Raw genomic sequence first — 19266 nt, 5'->3', positions numbered from 1 at the left:
TCGCCGTCCCGGTCTAGAGGCCGCTGACTCGCAGCGTGATGTTCAGCCGTCCCGTCAGCCCCAACTCGGGCGGCGCGGTGCCCGGATGCACGCGGGGCACCCCGTGGTACGCGAGCCGCGACGGGCCGCCGAAGACGAACAGGTCGCCGCTGCGCAGCTCGACGTCCGTGTACGGCCTGGTCCGGGTCTCGGGGTTGCCGAAGCGGAACACACAGGTGTCGCCGAGGCTGAGGGAGACCACGGGCGCGTCCGACTTCTCGTCGCTGTCGCGGTGCATGCCCATGCGGGCGTCGCCGTCGTAGAAGTTGATCAGCGCGATGTCGTAACCGGCGGTCTCGGTGCCCAGGGCGTCCCGTACGGCGTCCCGGCCCAGCTCGCCCAGCCAGGGCGGGAAGGGCTTCACCGGTGCCCCGTCGCCGTCGGCGACCGTGCGGGCGTAGGCGTACGGGTACCAGTGCCAGCCCAGGCAGACCTGGCGTGCGGTCATCGTGCCGCCGCCCGGGGTGCGGACCGTGCGCAGTCCGGCGGGCGGGCGCGCCCAGTCCCGGCAGGCCTCCAGCAGCGCGCGCTGCCGTGCCGGGGGCAGCCAGTCCGGCAGGTGCACCGCGCCCGGGGCGACCTCCGTACGGGCTCGGGGGAACAGCTCGGCGTCCATCGTTCCATCCTGCCCGAGGGGCCTGAGCTGCGGCTCCGATAGCCTGGACGCACGATGGACGACCGAATGACGACCCCCTGGGGCGAGCTCGCCCTCACCCGTTTCCCCGAGGACCCGCGCGACCGGCTGCGCGCCTGGGACGCCTCCGACGCGTATCTGCTGAGGCATCTCGCGGACGAAGGGGTGGCGCTGTCCGGCACCGTCGTGGTGGTCGGGGACCGCTGGGGCGCCCTGGTCACCGCGCTGGCGGCGCACCGGCCGGTGCAGATCACCGACTCCTTCCTCGGCCAGGAGGCGACCCGGGCGAACCTCGCGCGCGCCGGTGTCGAACCCGGCACCGTGCGGCTGCTCACCACGCAGGACCCGCCGCCCGGCCGGATCGACGTCCTGCTGGTGCGTGTGCCGAAGAGCCTGGCCCTGCTGGAGGACCAGCTCTCGCGGCTGGCGCCGGCGGTGCACGAGGGCACGGTGGTCGTCGGCACCGGCATGGTGAAGGAGATCCACACCTCGACGCTCGACCTGTTCGAGCGGATCCTCGGGCCGACCCGCACCTCGCTGGCCGAGAAGAAGGCCCGGCTCGTCTTCTGCACGCCCGAGCCGTCCCGCGAACGGCCGGCCAACCCCTGGCCGTACGGCTACACCCTCCCGGACGGCATCGGGGCCGCCTCCGGGCGGGCCGTCGTCAACCACGCGGGGGTCTTCTGCGCGGACCGGCTCGACATCGGCACCCGGTTCTTCCTCCAGCACCTGCCGGACAGCCGCGGTTCCCAGCGGATCGTGGACCTGGGCTGTGGCAACGGCGTCGTCGGTACGGCCATGGCTCTCGCCAACCCGGAGGCGGAGGTGCTGTTCGTCGACGAGTCCTTCCAGGCCGTGGCCTCGGCGGAGGGGACGTACAAGGCGAACGGCGTGCCGGGGCAGGCGGAGTTCCGGGTCGGGGACGGTCTGGCGGGGGTCGCGGCGGGAAGCGTCGACCTGGTCCTGAACAACCCGCCGTTCCACTCCCACCAGGCCACGACCGACACGACGGCCTGGCGGATGTTCTCGGGGGCGCGCAGGACGCTGCGGCCCGGCGGCGAGCTGTGGGTCGTCGGGAACCGGCACCTCGGGTACCACGTGAAGCTGCGGAAGTTGTTCGGCAACAGTCAACTCGTCGCGAGCGACCCCAAGTTCGTGGTGCTCAAGGCGGTGAAAAGGTCGGGTGACTGAACCCTCGGCTTCCTCGGCACGGGACTTCTACGACTCGCTGGCTCCGGACTACCACCGGATCTTCGCGGACTGGGACGCGAGCATGGCCCGTCAGGCGGCGGCGCTGGGTGCGCTCCTCGGGCCGGGCCCGCACCGGGTGCTGGACTGCTCGTGCGGGATCGGGACCCAGGCGATCGGGCTGGCGCTGGCCGGGCACCGGGTCGTCGGCAGCGATCTGAGTCCCGTCGCGGTGACGCGCGCCGCGGCGGAGGCGGCTTCACGGGGCGCCCGGCTGCCGGCTGCCGCAGCGGACATGCGACGGCTGCCGTTCGCGCCGTCCGTCTTCGACGTGGTCGTCTGCGCCGACAACTCCCTGGCCCATCTGCTGACGGCCCCGGACGTGGCGGCGGCACTGGCGGGCATGCGGCGGGTGCTGCGGGACGGGGGCCTGCTGCTGCTCACCCTCCGGGACTACGACGAACTCCGCGGGACCCGGCCGGCGGCCGCGGCCCCCCAGGTCTCGGAGGGCTCCGACGGCCGCGTCATCACCTTCCAGTTGTGGCACTGGCACGACGACGGCGAGCGCTACGACCAGGAGTACTTCCAGCTCCTGCCGGGCGGCGGGGACGACTGGGCGGTCCGCGTCCGCCGTACGACCTCCTGGGCGCTGACCCGCGCACAGGTCACGGAGTTCGTGGCCGCCGCCGGTTTCGCCGAGGTGCGCTGGCACGATCCGGCGTCCAGCGGGTTCTACCAGCCCGTCCTCACCGCGCGAGCAGCTCGATGATCCGCCGGGCCGCCCCGACCATGGCATCGCGCCCGGCACCGAGGTAGGTGCGCGGGTCCACCGCGTCGGGGTGGGCCGCGAGGTGCTCCCGGATCGCGCCGGTCATGGCGAGGTTGAGCGCGGTGCCGACGTTGACCTTGGCGATGCCGCCCGCGACGGCCGCGGTCAGTCCTCGTCGCGGACCCCGGAGGATCCGTGCAGGACGAGGGGGACGTCGGGGGCGCCGGACAGGCGCTTGAGGAGGTCGTGGTCGAGTGTGGCGGTGCGCTCGGTCATGGCGTGGGCGCTGCCGACGGCCACGGCGAGGGCGTCCACACCGGAGTCGGTGACGAAGGCGCGGGCCTCGGCGGGGTCGGTGCAGGCACCGGGGGCGTGGGCGTCGAGCGGGGGTGCGCCGTTCTTGCCGCCCACCTCGCCCAACTCGGCCTCGATCCACAGCCCTTGGGAGTGCGCCCAGTCGGCCGCGGCACGGGTGGCGGCGAGGTTCTCGGCGTAGGGCAGATGGGCCGCGTCGTACATGACGGAGCTGAAGCCCGCGTCGGCGGCCTGGCGGAGCAGGCCGTCGCTCTTGACGTGGTCGAGGTGCAACGCGACGGGGACGGAGGCGCGTTCGGCGGCGGTGACGGCGGCCCGGGCGAGCGGGTGGAGGCGTCCTTGGCGGAACTTGACGGCGTTCTCACTGACTTGGAGGACGACGGGCGTGTCCAGGGACTCGGCCCCGGTGACGACGGCCTCCACGTGTTCCAGGGTGATGATGTTGAAGGCGGCGACGGCGGAGCGGGCGGTGGCGGCGCGGGTGACGAGCTCGCCGGTGGTGACCAGGGGCACGACGTCTCCTAGGGGCGGGCGAGGATCACCGAGCGGGTGAGGTGGCGGGGCCGGTCCGGGTCGAGGCCGCGGGCCGCGGCGACGGCGACCGCGAGGCGCTGCACGCGGACCAGCTCGGCGAGGGGGTCCAGGGTGCCCGGCACCCACAGTCCGCCGGTCTCCCGGACCTGTTCGGCCAGGCCGTCGGGGGCCTCGCCGAGCATCCACGTGGCGGTGCCGCGGGTGGTGACGCTGATGGGGCCGTGCCGGTACTCCATGGCGGGGTAGGCCTCGGTCCAGGCGAGAGAGGCCTCGCGCATCTTCAGTCCGGCCTCGCTCGCCAGCCCCACCGTCCAGCCGCGACCGAGGAAGGTGAACTGGGTGCAGTCGACGAGCCCTTCGGGCAGCGGTCCCGAGAGCGCGGTGCGGGCGTCGGCGACCACGGCGTCGGTGTGCAGGCCCAGGTGGGCGCGGAGCAGGGTGAGGGCGGTGGTGGCGAACCTGGTCTGGACGACGGACCGTTCGTCGGCGAAGTCGAGGACGACGACCTCGTCGGCGGCGGTCATGACGGGGGTGTCCGGGTCGGCGGTGACCGCGGTGGTGCGGGTGCGGCCCTTCAACTGCCCTAGCAGGTCGAGCACTTCGGTGGTGGTGCCGGAGCGGGTGAGGGCGACGACCCGGTCGTACGCGCGGCCGGCCGGGAACTCCGAGGCGGCGAAGGCGTCGGTCTCGCCCTGCCCCGCGCTCTCCCTGAGCACCGCGGCCGCCTGCGCCATGAAGTACGAGGTCCCGCAGCCGACGATCGCGACCCGCTCGCCGACCGCCGGAAGCGCGCCGGAGTGACGGGCCGCCTCGCCCGCGACCCGGGTCCAGCACGCGGGCTGGCTGGTCAGCTCGTCCTCGACATGGCTCATGCCGTACCCCTCGGTCGCGGTGATTGTTCTTGCAAGATAGAGCCGAGTTTCGAGCACAATCAAACATCCGTGCGCAGGAGGGGTGCGCTAGGGTCGCCGGGAGGGCGAGGGACGGAGGTGCGGATGTCGCGGGACGCCCGTTGGAAGGCGCTGCTGGAGCTGCTCGTCGAGCGGGGCCGGCTGGACGTCGAGGAGGCGGCCGCCGATCTGGAGGTCTCGGCCGCGACGATCCGCCGTGACCTCGACCAGCTCGCCGAGCAGCAGATGCTGGTGCGCACCCGGGGCGGGGCGGTCGTGCACGGGGTGTCGTACGAGCTGCCCCTGCGCTACAAGACGGCCCGCCACGCCTCCGAGAAGCAGCGCATCGCGAAGGCGGTCGGGGAGCTGATCGCTCCCGGTGAGGCCGTCGGGCTGACCGGCGGCACGACCACGACCGAGGTGGCCAGGGCCCTCGCCGTGCGCGGAGACCTCTCCAGCGGCTCCCCCGGGCTGACGATCGTCACGAACGCCCTCAACATCGCCAATGAGCTGGCCGTCCGCCCCCAGTTCAAGATCGTGCTGACCGGCGGGGTCGCGCGTCCGCAGTCGTACGAGCTCGTCGGGCCGCTCGCGGACGGGGTGCTCGGTCAGATCACCCTCGACGTGGCGGTGCTCGGTGTCGTCGCCTTCGACGTCACGCACGGCGCCGCCGCCCACGACGAGGCGGAGGCCGCGATCAACCGGCTGCTGTGCGAGCGGGCCGAGCGGGTGGTCGTGGCCGCCGACTCCAGCAAGCTGGGGCAGCGGGCCTTCGCCCGGATCTGCGCCGCCGAGCAGGTCGGCACCCTGGTCACGGACTCGGCGGCGGCCCCAGCGACGGTCCGGCGGTTCGAGGAGGCGGGGCTGCGGGTCCTCACGGTGTGAGGACCGTTCCCCTGACACTCGCGACGGAACCTGCCTAGGCTGATCGGCAGGAGGCTGCGATGAGCGGATCAGCCAGGGATCACATGGGCTACCTGCCGATCGCCGAGCACGGTCTGATCGGCGACCTGCGCAGTGTGGCGCTGGTCGGGACCGACGGCACGATCGACTGGTACTGCTGTCCGTCCTTCGACGCGCCGAGCGTGTTCGCGTCGATCCTGGACGCGGAGCGCGGGGGGCGCTTCGAGCTGGCGGCGGCCGTGCCGGCCCGGACCAAGCAGTTCTACTTCCCGGACACCAACGTCCTGATCACCCGGTTCTACACCGAGGACGGGGTCGGCGAGGTCCAGGACTTCATGCCGGTGGACGGCGACGCGGTGGAGACCGAGCGGCACCGGCTGATCCGGCGGGTGGTGTGCGTGCGCGGTGCGATCCCGTTCCGCACGCGCGTGGCGCCGCGGTTCGACTACGGCGCCCAGCCGCACACCCTGCGCATGGTCGGGGACGTGGCGGTCTTCGAGTCCCCGAAGCTGTCGCTGGGGCTGACGGCGACCGTGCCGCTGGAGACCGAGGGCCCGGACGCGCGGGCCGACTTCAAGCTCTCCGAGGGCGAGTCGGCGGTGTTCGCCCTGGACCAGGTCGGCGGCGAGGTCACCCCGCGCCGGTGCGCGCGCACCGAGGCCGAGGAGCAGTTCAACAGCACGGTCGCCTACTGGCGGCACTGGCTGTCCGCCTCCAAGTACCGCGGCCGGTGGCGGGAGATGGTGCACCGCTCCGCGCTCACCCTGAAGCTGCTCACCTACGCGCCCACCGGCGCCATCGTGGCGGCGCCGACCACCAGCCTGCCCGAACAGCTCGGCGGCGAGCGCAACTGGGACTATCGGTACGTGTGGGTGCGGGACGCCGCCTTCTGCGTGTACGCCCTGCTGCGGCTCGGATTCACCAGCGAGGCCGAGCAGTTCATGGACTTCCTGATCCGGCACGTCAGCCCGGAGGGCCACGGCCCCTCGGGACCGCTCCAGATCATGTACGGCATCGACGGCCGCACCGATCTGACGGAGCGTGAACTCGGTCATCTGGAAGGACATCAGGGCTCGGCGCCGGTCCGGGTCGGCAACGCCGCCGCGGACCAGCTCCAACTCGACATCTACGGCGCCCTGATCGACTCGATCTACCTCTACGACAAGTGGGCCAAGCCCATCTCCAGCGGGCAGTGGGACGACGTGTGCACGCTGGTGGAGTGGGTGTGCGAGCACTGGGACCAGCCCGACGAGGGCATCTGGGAGACCCGCGGCGGCCGCAAGAACTTCCTGTACTCACGCCTCATGTGCTGGGTGGCGATCGAGCGGGCGATCCGCATGGCCAACCGGCGCGGTCTGCCCGCCGACCTGAACCGCTGGCGGGAGTGCCGGGACACGATCTACCGGCGGATCATGGACCGCGGCTGGTCGGAGTCCCGGCAGGCGTTCGTGCAGCACGAGGACGGCGATGTGCTGGACGCCGCCGTGCTGATGATGCCGCTGACCAAGTTCATCGCGCCGACCGATCCCAAGTGGCTGTCCACGCTGGACGCGCTGACCGAGGAGCTGGTGTCGGACTCCCTCGTCTACCGCTACGACCCGACGGCGAGCCCCGACGGGCTGCGCGGCGACGAGGGCACCTTCTCGATCTGCTCGTTCTGGTACGTCGAGGCGATGGTGCACGCCGGCCGGATCGACGAGGCCCGGCTGGCCTTCGAGAAGATGCTCACCTACGCCAACCATCTGGGACTGTACGCCGAGGAGATCAGCAACACCGGTGAGCAGCAGGGCAACTTCCCGCAGGCCTTCACCCATCTCGCCCTGATCAGCGCGGCGTTCAACCTGGACCGGGCCCTCGGCTGAGCGCCCGGAATAGCCGCCGCCTGGTCCCACGTTGCCGTCAGCATGACGACGAACGCGCCCCGGCCCGAGGTCCTGCGATACACCGCCTTCTCCAGCGACCCCGAGGGCGGCAACCCCGCCGGCGTCGTGCTGGACGCCGCCGCTCTTTCCGACGGCGACATGCTGGCCATCGCCGCCGAGCTCGGGTACTCGGAGTCCGCGTTCCTGACCGCGCCGCCCGAAGGGGTGGAGGGACCGGTGGGGCGGACGTTCCGCATCCGTTACTTCAGCCCCAAGGCCGAGGTGCCGTTCTGCGGACACGCCACCGTCGCGACCGCCCTCGCGCTGGCCGAGCGGATCGGCCCCGGGGAGCTGGTGTTCGCCACCCCGGCCGGGACCGTGCCGGTGTCGGTGGCCGAGGCGGACGGCACCCTGCGGGCCACGCTCACCAGCGTCGCCCCGCACGTCGAGGAGGTCACCGAAGCCGACCTCACGGAGGCGCTGGCCGCGCTCGACTGGCCGGCCGCCGATCTCGACCCCGCGTTCCCGCCCCGGATCGCGTTCGCCGGTGCCCGCCACCTCGTCCTGGCGGCGGCGACCCGCGCGCGCCTCGCGGAGCTGGCGTACGACTTCGCGCGCCTCGAAGCACTGATGCACCGACTGGACCTGACCACGGTCCAGTTGGTGTGGCGGGAGTCGGCCACCGTCTTCCACGTCCGTGACCCGTTCCCCGTCGGCGGGGTCGTCGAGGACCCGGCGACCGGCGCCGCGGCCGCGGCGTTCGGCGCATACGCCCGCGACCTGGGCCTCGTCCCCGACGACACCGTCCTCACCCTCCACCAGGGCGAGGACCTGGGCCGCCCCGGCGAACTCACGGTGACCCTGCGCGCGGGCGACCCTCGGGTACGGGTCGGGGGGACGGGGGCCCGTATCGGGTGATGGTCGCTGGGCGGGGTTGTCGGGGTGCTCGTGGGGCCCGTTCCACGGGCGTGGCCACTGTGGTCGGCGGAGTTCTCGTGGAAATCCCCGTCCGCGGGCGCGGCCACCGAGGTTGGCGCCGTGGACCAGGTCCGAGGACGCCGTCCTCACCGTCCACCAGGAGCGAGGACCGGGCCTCGGTGAGCTGATGGCGTCCCTGCGCACGGCATGGGCCCTGCACCGGGTGACGGTCAGAGCGCGGGGTTGCCCGGCGCTTGTGGGGTCCCGGCGGGCGTGGTCGCCGGATGAGCCCCGTCCGGGGGCGGCGGCCGAGGTCGGCGCCCGCGCCCCCGGGCCTGGGCCGGACCCGAGGACATCATCCTCGCCCCCCACGAGAACGAGGACCGGGCCCCGGGAGCTGACCGCGTCCCTGCGCACGGCATGGGCCCCGCACCGGGTGACGGTCAGAGCGCGGGGTTGCCGGGGGTTTGTGGGGTCCCGTCACGGACGTGGTCGTTGGATGAGCCCCGTCCGGGGGCGGCTGCCGGGGTCGGCTCCTGCGCCCCGGACCTCGGCCGGATCCCGAGGACGCCGTCCTCACCCCCCGCCAGGGCGAGGTCCTGGGCCGCCCCGGCGAACTCACCGCGACCCTGCGCACGTGTGCGGGTCGGGGGCAGAGGTGACCGTCAGTGGGCGTGGGGGGCCGGGGACCCGTGGGTGGGGGCCGTTCCTCCCGACCTGACGGTGAACGCCGCCGTGTGCACCTTGCCCTCGTGCTTGAAGTCGAGGAAGAGCCGGTAGCTGCCGCTGGTGGGCGCCGTGGCCGTGAAGGAGATGTCCGGGCCGGCGGGAGCGGTGCCCGGCTCGCCGTTCGGGTGGACGTGGAGGTAGGCGAGGTCACCGGAGCGCAGGGCGACCAGGTGGCCGTAGGCGCCGAGGTAGGGCTGGAGGTCGGTGACCGGCCGGCCGCCCCGGGACACCGTCAGCTTCAGTTCACGGGCGGCGCCGGGGCGCAGCGCTCCACCGAGCTTCACCTCGTAGCCGTCGGTGCCGGCGGTGGTGTGCGGTGCGGGCAGGTCCCGGGGTGCGTAGGGGCCCGACACGGCCAGGTCCGCGCCGAGGGTGAGGTTCTCGGCGCCCTTCCTGTCGGGGGTGAAGTCGGCGAAGACCCGGTAGCCGCCCGCCCGGGGCAGGGAGACGGGGATGCTCCAGGTTCCGTCGGCGGCCCGGGTGGGGTGCAGATGACGGTAGGTGTTCAGGTCGCGGGAGGCGACGATCAGGTGGAGCTCCTTGTCGTGCTCCCGACGGAAGGCCGTGACCGGGCGGCCGTCGTCGCCCCGGACGGTGAAGCGGAGATCGGCGGTCCGTCCGGCTGCGAGGCGCGGGGTCCGCAGATCGAGGGTGTAGCCGCCCTCGGAGATCTGGAGCCCGCCGGCCGGAGATGAGTCCTGCCCCGAATGCTCCGAATGCCCCGGCTGTTGTGAGCTTGGTGCCTGTGCCGTGTCCTCGCCGCCCGCGTGCGTGTCGTGGCGGGCGGGCGGCTCGTCGTCGACGACGGGGCCCATGCCCTGGCCCACGCCGTAGGCGGTACCGAACGTCGCTGCCAGCGCGGCGGCGAACGCGGTGATCTTCAGTCCAGCGTGCATGACCGGCTCCTCCGGCTCGGCAAAGGGTTCCCGATGCACTTCAAGATACCCCCTAGGGGTATCAAGTCAAGCCGTTCGAGTGCTTGCCTCGCATACCTGCCCGGGGTATACAGGAATCGCGTCAGAGAATACCCCCACCCGGTATCCACGAGGAGCAGCCCGATGACCACCACCGCAGCGGCCGAGACCGAGCTCGCCATCGGCGGCATGACCTGTGCCTCCTGCGCGGCGCGCATCGAGAAGAAGCTCAACCGGATGGACGGGGTCACCGCGACCGTCAACTACGCGACCGAGAAGGCCAGGGTCACCCACCCCGCGGACGTCTCGGTCCAGGACTTGATAGCCACTGTCGAGAAGACGGGGTACACGGCCCAGGAGCCGGTGCCACCGGAGCCGGCCGCCCCCGATGAAGGGGAGCCCGACGAACTGCGCTCCCTGCGCGAGCGGTTGGTGACCGCGGTGGTGCTGGCGGTGCCCGTCATCGCGATGGCGATGGTCCCGGCGCTGCAGTTCGAGTACTGGCAGTGGCTGTCGCTGACACTGGCGGCGCCCGTGGTGACGTACGCCGGATGGCCTTTCCACAAGGCGGCGTTCACCAACGCCCGCCATGGCGCGGCGACCATGGACACGCTGATCTCGGTCGGTACCACGGCCGCCTTCGGCTGGTCGCTGTGGGCGCTGTTCCTCGGGTCCGCCGGCACACCGGGCATGAAGCATCCCTTCGAGCTGACGATCGCCCGCGGCGACGGCACCGGGAACCTGTATCTGGAGGCCGCCGCCGGGGTCACCGCGTTCATCCTGGCCGGCCGGTACTTCGAGGCCCGCTCCAAGCGCAAGGCGGGCGCGGCCCTGAAGGCGCTGCTGGAACTGGGCGCGAAGGACGTGACCGTACTGCACGCGGGGGGTCGCGAACGGACCGTACCCGTAAGCGAGTTGAAGGTGGGCGATCGCTTCCTCGTCCGTCCCGGCGAGAAGATCGCCACCGACGGGACGGTCGTCGAGGGCTCCTCCGCCGTGGACGCCTCGATGCTCACCGGTGAGTCGGTACCGGTGGAGGTCACCCCCGGCGATGCCGTCACCGGCGCGACCCTCAACGCGGGCGGACGGCTCGTCGTCGAGGCGACCCGGGTCGGCGCGGACACCCAACTCGCCAGGATGGCCCGGCTGGTCGAGGACGCCCAGAACGGCAAGGCGGCCGCGCAGCGGCTCGCGGACCGGATCTCCGGGGTGTTCGTGCCGGTGGTGATCGCACTCGCACTCGGCACCCTGGGCTTCTGGCTCGGCAACGGCGCCGGTACGGCTGCCGCGTTCACCGCCGCCGTCGCCGTACTGATCATCGCCTGCCCGTGCGCCCTGGGCCTCGCCACGCCGACCGCGCTGCTGGTCGGGACCGGCCGCGGCGCCCAACTCGGCATCCTCATCAAGGGTCCCGAGGTCTTGGAGTCCACGCGCAGGGTCGACACCGTGGTGCTGGACAAGACCGGCACCGTCACCACCGGACGGATGACCCTGCTGGCCGTGCACACCGCCCACGGCACCGACGAGACCGACGTCCTGCGGCTGGCGGGCGCTCTGGAGCACGCCTCGGAGCACCCGGTGGCCCGCGCGGTCGCCGACGCGGCGCTGGAGAAGCTGGGTTCACTGCCCGCGCCCGAGGACTTCGCGAACGTCCCGGGGCTCGGCGTACAGGGCGTCATCGACGGGCATGCCGTCCTCGTCGGACGGGAGCGGCTGCTCACCGACTGGGCCATGGAGCTGCCGGAGGAGCTGCGGCGCACAAAGGCCACGGCGGAGTCGTCCGGTCGTACGGTCATCGCGGTGGCCTGGGACGGGGAGGCGCGTGCCGTGCTCGAGGTCGCAGACGCGGTCAAGGAGACCAGCCGCGAGGCCGTCGCCCGGCTGCGGGGTCTCGGGCTCACGCCGATGCTGCTGACCGGTGACAACCGGGCCGTGGCCGAGTCCGTGGCCCGGGAGGTCGATATCGACTCCGAGCACGTGATCGCCGAGGTCCTGCCGCAGGACAAGGTCGACGTCGTCAAGCGCCTTCAGGCGGAGGGCCGTTCGGTCGCGATGGTCGGTGACGGCGTCAACGACGCGGCGGCGCTGGCCCAGGCCGACCTCGGTCTGGCCATGGGCACCGGCACGGACGCCGCGATCGAGGCCGGCGATCTGACCCTCGTCCGGGGCGACCTGCGGGCCGCGGCTGACGCGATCCGTCTCGCCCGCCGCACCCTGGGCACGATCCGGTCCAACCTGTTCTGGGCGTTCGCCTACAACGTGGCCGCGCTGCCGCTCGCGGCGGCCGGACTGCTCAACCCGATGCTGGCGGGGGCGGCGATGGCGTTCTCGTCGGTCTTCGTGGTCGGCAACTCGCTGCGGCTGCGGTCGTTCAGGGCGGCTCACTGACCCGGCGGGCAGGGGAACGCGTCCGAATGCCTCCCCTGCCCGCACCGCTCTGGTCAGCCGAACGCCTTCACCGCCTGGTAGTACGTCCAGGCGGTGCTGTTGCACGCGGTCTTCGTGCCGCTGCCGTACTTGGCGCAGACCCGCTTGAGGTCCTCGTAGAAGGCGCTGTCGAGGCGCGACTTGTTGGCGCTGAAGGTGCCCGCGGCCTTGTAGTTGCGGTAGCCGAAGTCGTGGCGGGCGCAGGACATCGAGAAGGGGAAGCCGAAGGGGTTGTCCGGCGAGGAGGAGCAGTAGTCGGTCGACCAGTCGAAGGCGTAGGCGCTCCAGTTGGTCCGGTCGGCGCGGGCGGCGGCCCACGTGGTGTAGCTGGACGCGCTGGTCTGCGTCCAGGTCGCGAGGACGGCGGACTTGTCGGCGGGAGCGGCGTCGGCGGTTGCGGCGGTGGCGACGACGGTGACGAGGGCCAGTGTCGAGGCGCTCAGTGCGGTGGCGAGTCTGCGGTGCATTCCACACCTCCATGAGACCCCGGCCCGCCCGTCGGGCCGCAGGTTCATGTCAAGATGATGGGCAGCGGTGATGTCGCCTACACTCCGCGCACCCAAATACCCCCTTAACTCCGGGGTTTGCCGACGGATCGGACCACCAGCGCACCGAGCGGGCGGACTTCCAAGGCCCGCCTAGCAACTCCCCTTGCCCGGAGCGGGGTTATTCGCCGCCGTACGGCAGTGTCGTCCCCGGCAGGTTGTACTCGTCGCGTCTGCCGCACATCCCGAAACCGCCGAGCCGGGTCGGCGCGGCTTCGTGGGCGGTCGCCTCGCCCAGGTACGCCGGTTCGCCGGACGCGAGCGCGTCGAGCTGGGCGCCAGTGCGCTCGGCGGTGGCCAGGGAGCCCGTCCGCCACAGTTCGCGCCAGTGGGGGACCTTGTCCCGTACCAGTCGGGCGGCGGCCCGCTGGAACTCCAGAAAGGGGCCGTTGTCGCCTTCGGCCAGCGCCTCGCGCAGCACAAGCCAGCCCTCGACGGCGAGGTCCCTGCGGCGCCGGGCGGCGGCGGCCGTCTCCGGCCCGGTTCCCGGCGGGAGTTGGGCGGCGGCGGCGTACCGCGCCGGGTCGGCCAGGACCTCCGGCGGGAAGGTGAAGACGGCGTCCCCGGCCTCGGGCAGCCCGCTGTTCTGCATCAGCACGGTGACGCGCAGATCGCCGCCCTGGACCATGCGGTGCACGGTGCCCGGGGTGAACCAGGCGATCGAGCCGGGCTCCAGGGGGATCTCGCGGTAGCCGTCCGGGCTCAGCGTCTGCACGGCACCCCGGCCGCCGGTGACGACGTACGCCTCGGTGCACACCAGGTGCAGGTGCGGGCTGCCGCCGCAGACACCGTCGACGGCCTCCCAGTCGTAGGCGCTCAGGTGGGACAGGCCCACGGCGCCCGGCAGCGGGTGGGGAAGGCCCGGGCTCACCAGGGCAGGCCCGCCAGACGCGCGGAGACGCGTTCCTCGTCCCAGGCGCCGTCGGCCACGACCAGCCGGTAGCGGTAGGTGAAGGACTCCCCCGGCGGCAGCTCGAACTCCTCGAAGAACGCCCACGAGAACGCGACCGTGGGGAAGGGCTGGGAGCGCACGAACCAGTGCGACTCGTGGATCGCGGTCCCCGGATCGAGGTTCTCGGGGGCGTGCGCGAAGACGAGCGTGGAGTGCGCGTCCACGTCGTCGTGCTCGGCGGTGAAGGCGAGCCAGGGGCCCTGGCTGCCCATCAGCTTGTCCGCGTCGGCGTCGGTGTCCGGACCGAAGACCGCGCCGCCGGTGAAGTCGCGGGGGCCACGCCACTGGAGCCCGGTGTAGCCGGCCATGTCACGGCCCGCTGTGGTGGGGGAACCGAAGGCGAGCGGCTCGGACCGCAGGTTGGTGAGCCGGATCGACCAGTCGAGCGCCCAGGAACCGGCCTCCTCGTCGACCGAGTGGACGGCGAGTCCGCGCTCCTCCCGGGCCCACTCCTCGCCGCCGTTCTCCACCCAGGTCAGCGCCTCGGTGACGTCCAGCCGGGCCTCGGAGACCGTGAACGCGGTGAAGCCGTCGTGCCGCATGGAGCCGACGCGCTCCGGCAGGGGCAGGTAACCCCGGCCGTGGACATAGCAGTTGCCGCCCCAGAAGTTCTGCCCCGACAGATGGCTCGCCGTCATCTGCAGACCCTTGTGCCAGCGGTGGTCGTTGGGCCGGTAGCCGGTCACTGTGCGGCCGCCGAGGGTGCGCACCGGGTGGGCGTAGGGCTTCTGGGCCTCGAAGGCGTCGGCGTCGGGTCGGTAGACGTAGCGGAGGATCTCCGTGCCGTTCGCCGCCTCGACGGCGATGTGCTCGCCGTGGACGTGGCTGACGCGGATGCTCATGCGCGCTCCTTGGGGGCCCAGTGGGGGTGGTCGCCGTGCATGGCCGGGTAGAACGGGTCGCCCGGCACGATCTCCCCCGCGTGCACGGGCAGTCCCGTGAACGCGGCCTTGTAGAGGGCGGCGGCGAACTCGAGGGTGGCACGTGCGTCGGCACCGCTGCCGGGCGGCCTGACACCGTTGTCGTACGCGTCGAGGAGCGCGCCGAGCTGGGCCGTGTGCGAACTGGGCACGTCGGCGGCCGGAGTGCGCCAGGCGTCGACGCGGTCGGCGGCCACGTGGGGGGCGGGCGTGTAGGCCCAGTCCTCGTTGCGGTGCCCGTACAGATGGGTGAGCTCGACGGTCGCGTCGGCGCAGTCGATGCGGATGCGGCTCACCTCGTCGGGCGACAGCACGCTGTTGACGACGGTGGCGAGGGCGCCGTTCTCGAAGCGGACGAGGGCCGTGGAGACGTCCTCGCTCTCGGTGTCGTGGACCAGCCGGGCGGCCATGGCGCGGATCTCCGCCCAGGGGCCGAGCAGATGCAGGAGGAGGTCGTACTGGTGGATGCCGTGGCCCATGGTCGGGCCGCCGCCCTCGCTCGCCCAGGTGCCGCGCCACGGGACGGCGTAGTAGGCGGCGTCCCGGTGCCAGGTGGTCTGGCAGTGCGCGACCCGGGGGGCGCCCAGCTCACCGCTCGTGATCAGCTCGCGCGCGTGGGCGGCGCCCGAGCCGTAGCGGTGCTGGAAGATCACCGAGGCGTAGGCGCCGGACGCCTCCTCGGCGGCGGCGATCTCGTCGTACTCGGCGAGCGACAGCGTCAGCGGCTTCTCGCACAGCACCCAGGTGCCCGACTTGAGCGCGGCCACCGTCTGCTCCCGGTGCAGCGACGGCGGGGTGCCGATCAGGACCAGGTCGGGGCGTACGGCGTCCAGCATCGCGTCGACCGAGGTGTACCCGGCGACCTGACCGCCCGCGAGCTCGCGGAAGGCGTCGAGTCTGCCCTGGTCCACGTCGACGGCGGCGACCAGTTCCGTGCGCTCGGCGTGGGCCCTGAGCGCGGACAGATGGCTGCCGCTGACGATGGCGCCGGTGCCGACCACGGCGACGCGGCGGCGGGCTGGACGGGGCATACGGTCCTCCTGGGACGTCCGGCGAGGGACGCTGACGTGCGGGGAAAGCGCTTGCTCCCCGGGTCGACCCTAGATCCCGGCGATTGTCCTAACAAGACCCCCGGGCGGTGATATCGGTGAACACGCCACGCACACCGTCGGTTCACCTGTCCGACTCGGCGAACGGGGCCGCCCTCGTCCTCGCCCCGCCTCGCCGCGCCCTCTCAGAGGGCGGCGAAGAGGTCGTCCAGCGGGGCGGGCACCCGGTCGGGGTCAAGGGCCTCGACGAGGACGCGGCCGTAGTGGATCTTGCGGCCCGACTTCGTGCCGATGAAGCGCCGCAACTGCTGCTGGGCGGAGCGGTCGCGCTGGGCGGGCTGGGACAGGAAGGTCTGGAGCTGCCGCAGCTCGCCCTGCTCGCGCACGAGTTCCCGCACCCGTGGCACCCCCAGCGCGCGGATGAGTTCGTCCTCCAGGTCCGCCGCGCAGACGAAGTAGCCGTCCGGCGTCGCACCGGCTCGTTCCCAGCCCCGGGCGTAGAAAGGCCGTTCCCGCTCGTCGCACAGTCCCGTCAGGCGCAGGCCCAGGCCCGACGGGCCCAGCAGGCCCGCGAAGCGGCCGACGCTCATCGCCCCGCCCATCGCGAGGACGCACAGCCCCTCGGCGGCCAGGTCCCGGCCCCGGGCCGCGGCCAGCGCCTCGACCGCCGCCACGTCGCTCGGGCCTTCGAGCAGGACGACGGTCCGGACGGACAGGTCCGCGGCCAGTTCGTGTGCCGGTTCGCCGGGGCCACCGGCCGCCCACGCCGTGACCGCGTCCCGGAACTCCCCCATGTCAGCCATGGGACGAGTCTGTGCCCTCATGGGCCCCGGCGACAGGCAATTTTCACCGGCCTCATTCTTCACCCCCGTGCGTCACCCGGATCTTGGACTGGCCGTGCGGAAGTTCCTCCCAGTCCCGCATGAACCGGGCGCGCAGCCCGTGCTTCTCGGCCAGGGCCACGAGCGTCTCGACGCGGTAGTAGAAGTCCTCCCTGAGCACGTGGTGCTCCTCGCCCTCGGTGCGGTCGAAGGTGAAGTCGAACCAGCCGCCCGGGGCGAGGACACGGCCGACGTGCGCCAGGCACTCCTCGATCACGGGCAGCGGCGAGTGCGAGAAGACGCTGTGCGCGTGGACGACGTCGAAGTGGGCGTCCGGCAGGAAGCGCAGGGTCAGGTCGCGGACCGGGGTCAGGTTCGGCAGCCGCTTCTGCAGGGACATCTCGACGATCGTGTCCTGCGCGGCGAACAGGATGTCGGGCGAGATGTCGATCCCGTGGTAGTGGCCGGGCTCCAGATGGCGGATGAAGCGCCAGCCGCCGCGCAGGTTGCCGCAGCCGATCTCCAGCATGCGGTGCTCGGGACGCAGCCCGTGGCCGACCAGGTAGTCGAACTGCATCGCGCCGAGCGCCAGCCAGCGCTCCCGGTTGCGGCTGCCGACGGCCAGGTCAGGGTCGGTGCGGGTGTCGGAGCGCATCACGGCCCGGTAGTAGGAGATGTGGTCCGGGTGACGGCGGCGCAGCCACAGGTCGCGGGCGGCGCGGACCAGGTGGCGGGGCACGCGGTCGGGGTGGCGCAGGGCGTAGCCGACACGGTGGCCGAGGGCGGCGCGGTTGGCGGTGAGGTTCCTGGCGGGCATCGGGAGGCCTTTCGGAGGTGTTTCGCTCTGCCGCCAAGCCTCGGTGCGGCGGCCGGGGGTCCGGCTCGGCCGACCGGCTGCTCCCGCGGGGAGACCCGGGCGACGGCCGTGTCAGCCGATCGGTTGATGCGGTCCCGCGTCCGGCACGTTAGACACGGAGCATGAACCACACCGATCCGGACGAGCGCTGGCTGGGCGCGATCGTGCACGGCGCGTTCCTCGTGCTGCTGGGCTCGTCGTTCGCCCGCTTCCTGAGCCGCGACCAGGGCGGGGCGCGCACGGGCTGGGTGGTGGCGCTGTTCGCCGTCTTCTGTCTGCTGTACGTCCTCGGCCGCCTGGTGGCCCCGCCGCCCCGCCCGGGACTGCCGCCGACCCGCCGTCATCTGGTGTGGCTGGGCTCGGTCACCGCCGTCTGGGTCGTGCTGCTCGCGCTCGCGCCGAGCGCCACCTGGTGCGTGATGCCCCTGCTGTTCGCCGGACTGCACACGCTGCCGCCGCGGATCGCGGTGCCGGTGGCGGCCGTGCTCACCGCGCTGGTGGTGCTCTCGGAGATACGGGTGGCCGACGGGCCGCTCAACCCCAACATGGTCGTGGCCCCGCCGGCCGTCGCCGCGGTCGCCACCGCCGTACTCGTGCATCTGCAGCGGCAGGGCGCCCAGCAGCGCGTGCTGATCGGGGACCTGGTGCGCACCCGGCACGAACTCGCCGCCACCGAGCGGCGGGCCGGGGTCCTCGCGGAGCGGCAGCGGCTGTCCGCGGAGATCCACGACACCCTCGCGCAGGAGCTGTCCAGTCAGCGGATGCTGCTCCAGGCCGCGGAGCGGGTGTGGGAGGCCGACCGGGACGCGGCCCGCGAGCATGTGCGGGCGGCGGCCGGGATCACCTCGCGCAGCCTCGCCGAGGCCCGTCGCTTCGTGCACGACCTGGCCCCGGCCGACCTCTCCGAGCGCTCCCTCGCGCAGGCCCTCGACGAACTCGCCCGGCGCGAGAGCGGTCCCGGGCTGACCGTGGAGTTCCGGCTCGACGGGGACCAGGGGCCGCTGCCCGAACGGGTCGCCGCGGCGCTGCTGCGGATCGCCCAGGGCGCGCTGGCCAACGTACGGGAGCACGCGGCGGCGACCCGGGCCGCGCTCACGCTGACGTGGCTGGACGACCTGGTCTCGCTGGATGTCGCTGACAACGGGCGGGGGTTCGAGCAGACCGGGCCGGGGGCCCCGCGGTCGTCGACGCGGGGGCACGGGCTTCCCGCGATGCGGATCCGGGCCCGCCAGGCCGGCGGCACGCTCACCGTGGAGTCCGCGCCCGGGGAAGGCACCGTGGTGTCGGCCGCCGTCCCGCTCGTCGCCGAGGAGCCCGCCCTGTGAGTACGCCGACCCCCGCCTCCCCCGTCCGGCTCCTGCTCTGCGACGACCATGCCGTGGTGCGCGCCGGGCTGCGGGCCCTGCTCTCCAGCGCCGAGGGCATCGACGTGGTCGGGGAGGCCGCGACCGGCGAGGAGGCGCTCGCCATGGCGGCCCATCTGCGCCCCGACGTCGTCCTGATGGACCTTCAGCTCGACGCCGGCATGGACGGGGTGACCGCCACCCGGCACCTCACCGCCCAGGGCGAGCGGGCCCCCCGGGTACTGGTGCTCACCATGTTCGACACCGACGCCGACGTCACCCGGGCCATCGAGGCGGGCGCCACCGGCTATCTCCTCAAGGCGGAACAGCCCGAGGAGCTGTTCTCCGCCGTCCGGGACGCGGCGTCGGGCCGCGGCGCGCTGTCCGCCCCGGTGGCCGACCGGCTGCTGACCCGGCTGCGCAGCCCTCGTCCCGCCCTGTCCGCCCGCGAGCACGAGATCCTCGCGCAACTCGCCCGCGGGCTCGGCAACCGGGAGATCGCCCGCGCCCTGTTCATCAGCGAGGCCACAGTCAAGACCCATCTGGGCCGCATCTACGGCAAGTTGGGCGTCGAGACCCGCGCGGGCGCGGTCGCCGTGGCGAAGGAACGACGACTGCTGCCCTGACCGGCGACAGGGACCGGGCGGGCCACGGCAGG

Annotated in this window: 17 protein-coding genes and 1 pseudogene; 8 read left to right on the top strand and 10 right to left on the bottom strand. The window is 72.9% G+C overall.

Annotation, left to right across the window (positions count from 1 at the left end):
* Nucleotides 1–13: 13 nt before the first annotated feature.
* Complete coding sequence (locus tag ACZ66S_RS23300; protein WP_469903444.1) at nucleotides 14–655, bottom strand: alpha-ketoglutarate-dependent dioxygenase AlkB family protein; 642 nt, start codon at nucleotides 653–655, stop codon at nucleotides 14–16.
* Nucleotides 656–721: 66 nt separating this feature from the next.
* Here ACZ66S_RS23300 and ACZ66S_RS23295 point away from each other — a divergent pair, with 66 nt between their 5' ends.
* Both ACZ66S_RS23295 and ACZ66S_RS23290 read left to right on the top strand, forming a co-directional pair.
* Entirely contained in the window at nucleotides 722–1864 is a 1143-nt protein-coding gene (locus tag ACZ66S_RS23295) for a methyltransferase (RefSeq protein ID WP_469903443.1), read from the top strand.
* Complete coding sequence (locus tag ACZ66S_RS23290; protein ID WP_469903442.1) at nucleotides 1857–2630, top strand: class I SAM-dependent methyltransferase; 774 nt, start codon at nucleotides 1857–1859, stop codon at nucleotides 2628–2630. The genes ACZ66S_RS23295 and ACZ66S_RS23290 overlap by 8 nt, the downstream gene beginning before the upstream one ends.
* On the opposite strand, the pseudogene ACZ66S_RS23285 reads toward ACZ66S_RS23290, so the two are convergent.
* Together ACZ66S_RS23285 and ACZ66S_RS23280 are read right to left on the bottom strand one after the other, a co-directional pair.
* Nucleotides 2608–3458, bottom strand: a pseudogene (locus tag ACZ66S_RS23285) (class II fructose-bisphosphate aldolase). The gene ACZ66S_RS23290 and the pseudogene ACZ66S_RS23285 sit on opposite strands and share 23 nt — an antisense overlap.
* Nucleotides 3459–3466: 8 nt before the next feature.
* Nucleotides 3467–4351 carry an SIS domain-containing protein gene (locus ACZ66S_RS23280; protein ID WP_469903441.1) on the bottom strand — a complete coding sequence of 295 codons (885 nt, stop codon included), beginning with the start codon at nucleotides 4349–4351 and terminating at the stop codon, nucleotides 3467–3469.
* Between the two features lie 123 nt (nucleotides 4352–4474).
* Here ACZ66S_RS23280 and ACZ66S_RS23275 point away from each other — a divergent pair, with 123 nt between their 5' ends.
* The 3 genes from ACZ66S_RS23275 to ACZ66S_RS23265 all read left to right on the top strand — a co-directional run bounded on the left by ACZ66S_RS23275 (nucleotide 4475) and on the right by ACZ66S_RS23265 (nucleotide 8052).
* Nucleotides 4475–5254: a DeoR/GlpR family DNA-binding transcription regulator gene (locus tag ACZ66S_RS23275; RefSeq protein ID WP_469903440.1), complete on the top strand. Its 780-nt coding sequence runs from the start codon at nucleotides 4475–4477 to the stop codon at nucleotides 5252–5254.
* An 83-nt stretch (nucleotides 5255–5337) separates the two neighbouring features.
* Nucleotides 5338–7134, top strand: a complete 1797-nt coding sequence (locus ACZ66S_RS23270) for a glycoside hydrolase family 15 protein (RefSeq protein WP_469903492.1) — start codon at nucleotides 5338–5340, stop codon at nucleotides 7132–7134.
* A 42-nt stretch (nucleotides 7135–7176) separates the two neighbouring features.
* Complete coding sequence (locus ACZ66S_RS23265; RefSeq protein WP_469903439.1) at nucleotides 7177–8052, top strand: PhzF family phenazine biosynthesis protein; 876 nt, start codon at nucleotides 7177–7179, stop codon at nucleotides 8050–8052.
* Between the two features lie 665 nt (nucleotides 8053–8717).
* Here the strand turns inward: ACZ66S_RS23265 and ACZ66S_RS23260 are convergent.
* Nucleotides 8718–9677 (bottom strand): hypothetical protein, encoded by a 960-nt coding sequence (locus ACZ66S_RS23260; protein ID WP_469903438.1) that lies wholly within the window; start codon nucleotides 9675–9677, stop codon nucleotides 8718–8720.
* 162 nt (nucleotides 9678–9839) lie between these two features.
* Between ACZ66S_RS23260 and ACZ66S_RS23255 the strand changes: the two genes are divergently transcribed.
* Nucleotides 9840–12083, top strand: a complete 2244-nt coding sequence (locus tag ACZ66S_RS23255) for a heavy metal translocating P-type ATPase (RefSeq protein WP_469903437.1) — start codon at nucleotides 9840–9842, stop codon at nucleotides 12081–12083.
* Between the two features lie 53 nt (nucleotides 12084–12136).
* Here ACZ66S_RS23255 and ACZ66S_RS23250 read toward each other — a convergent pair whose 3' ends face one another.
* The 6 genes from ACZ66S_RS23250 to ACZ66S_RS23225 form a co-directional block, all read right to left on the bottom strand.
* On the bottom strand, nucleotides 12137–12589 hold the full coding sequence (locus tag ACZ66S_RS23250) for a phospholipase (RefSeq protein WP_469903436.1): 453 nt from the start codon (nucleotides 12587–12589) through the stop codon (nucleotides 12137–12139).
* A 199-nt stretch (nucleotides 12590–12788) separates the two neighbouring features.
* Nucleotides 12789–13538 carry a cupin domain-containing protein gene (locus ACZ66S_RS23245; protein WP_469903435.1) on the bottom strand — a complete coding sequence of 250 codons (750 nt, stop codon included), beginning with the start codon at nucleotides 13536–13538 and terminating at the stop codon, nucleotides 12789–12791.
* The gene (locus tag ACZ66S_RS23240; RefSeq protein ID WP_469903434.1) at nucleotides 13535–14461 is read right to left on the bottom strand and encodes a DUF6807 domain-containing protein; all 927 of its coding nucleotides are present in this window, start codon (nucleotides 14459–14461) and stop codon (nucleotides 13535–13537) included. Before ACZ66S_RS23240 ends, ACZ66S_RS23245 begins: the two co-directional genes overlap by 4 nt.
* Nucleotides 14458–15570 (bottom strand): Gfo/Idh/MocA family protein, encoded by a 1113-nt coding sequence (locus tag ACZ66S_RS23235; protein WP_469903433.1) that lies wholly within the window; start codon nucleotides 15568–15570, stop codon nucleotides 14458–14460. The genes ACZ66S_RS23240 and ACZ66S_RS23235 overlap by 4 nt, the downstream gene beginning before the upstream one ends.
* Nucleotides 15571–15773: 203 nt before the next feature.
* Nucleotides 15774–16391 (bottom strand): TOPRIM nucleotidyl transferase/hydrolase domain-containing protein, encoded by a 618-nt coding sequence (locus ACZ66S_RS23230; RefSeq protein WP_469903432.1) that lies wholly within the window; start codon nucleotides 16389–16391, stop codon nucleotides 15774–15776.
* Between the two features lie 52 nt (nucleotides 16392–16443).
* A complete protein-coding gene (locus tag ACZ66S_RS23225) occupies nucleotides 16444–17226 on the bottom strand; it encodes a class I SAM-dependent methyltransferase (RefSeq protein ID WP_469903431.1) in 783 nt (260 codons plus the stop codon).
* A gap of 161 nt (nucleotides 17227–17387) precedes the next feature.
* Here ACZ66S_RS23225 and ACZ66S_RS23220 point away from each other — a divergent pair, with 161 nt between their 5' ends.
* Both ACZ66S_RS23220 and ACZ66S_RS23215 read left to right on the top strand, forming a co-directional pair.
* Entirely contained in the window at nucleotides 17388–18590 is a 1203-nt protein-coding gene (locus ACZ66S_RS23220) for a sensor histidine kinase (protein ID WP_469903430.1), read from the top strand.
* Complete coding sequence (locus ACZ66S_RS23215) at nucleotides 18587–19234, top strand: response regulator (protein ID WP_469903429.1); 648 nt, start codon at nucleotides 18587–18589, stop codon at nucleotides 19232–19234. The genes ACZ66S_RS23220 and ACZ66S_RS23215 overlap by 4 nt, the downstream gene beginning before the upstream one ends.
* Nucleotides 19235–19266: the final 32 nt, after the last annotated feature.

This window comes from Streptomyces sp. NPDC107471 (assembly GCF_055582845.1).
The sequence above is the reverse complement of the archived record's forward strand: the minus strand, read 5'-3'. Positions and strand labels throughout refer to the sequence as shown.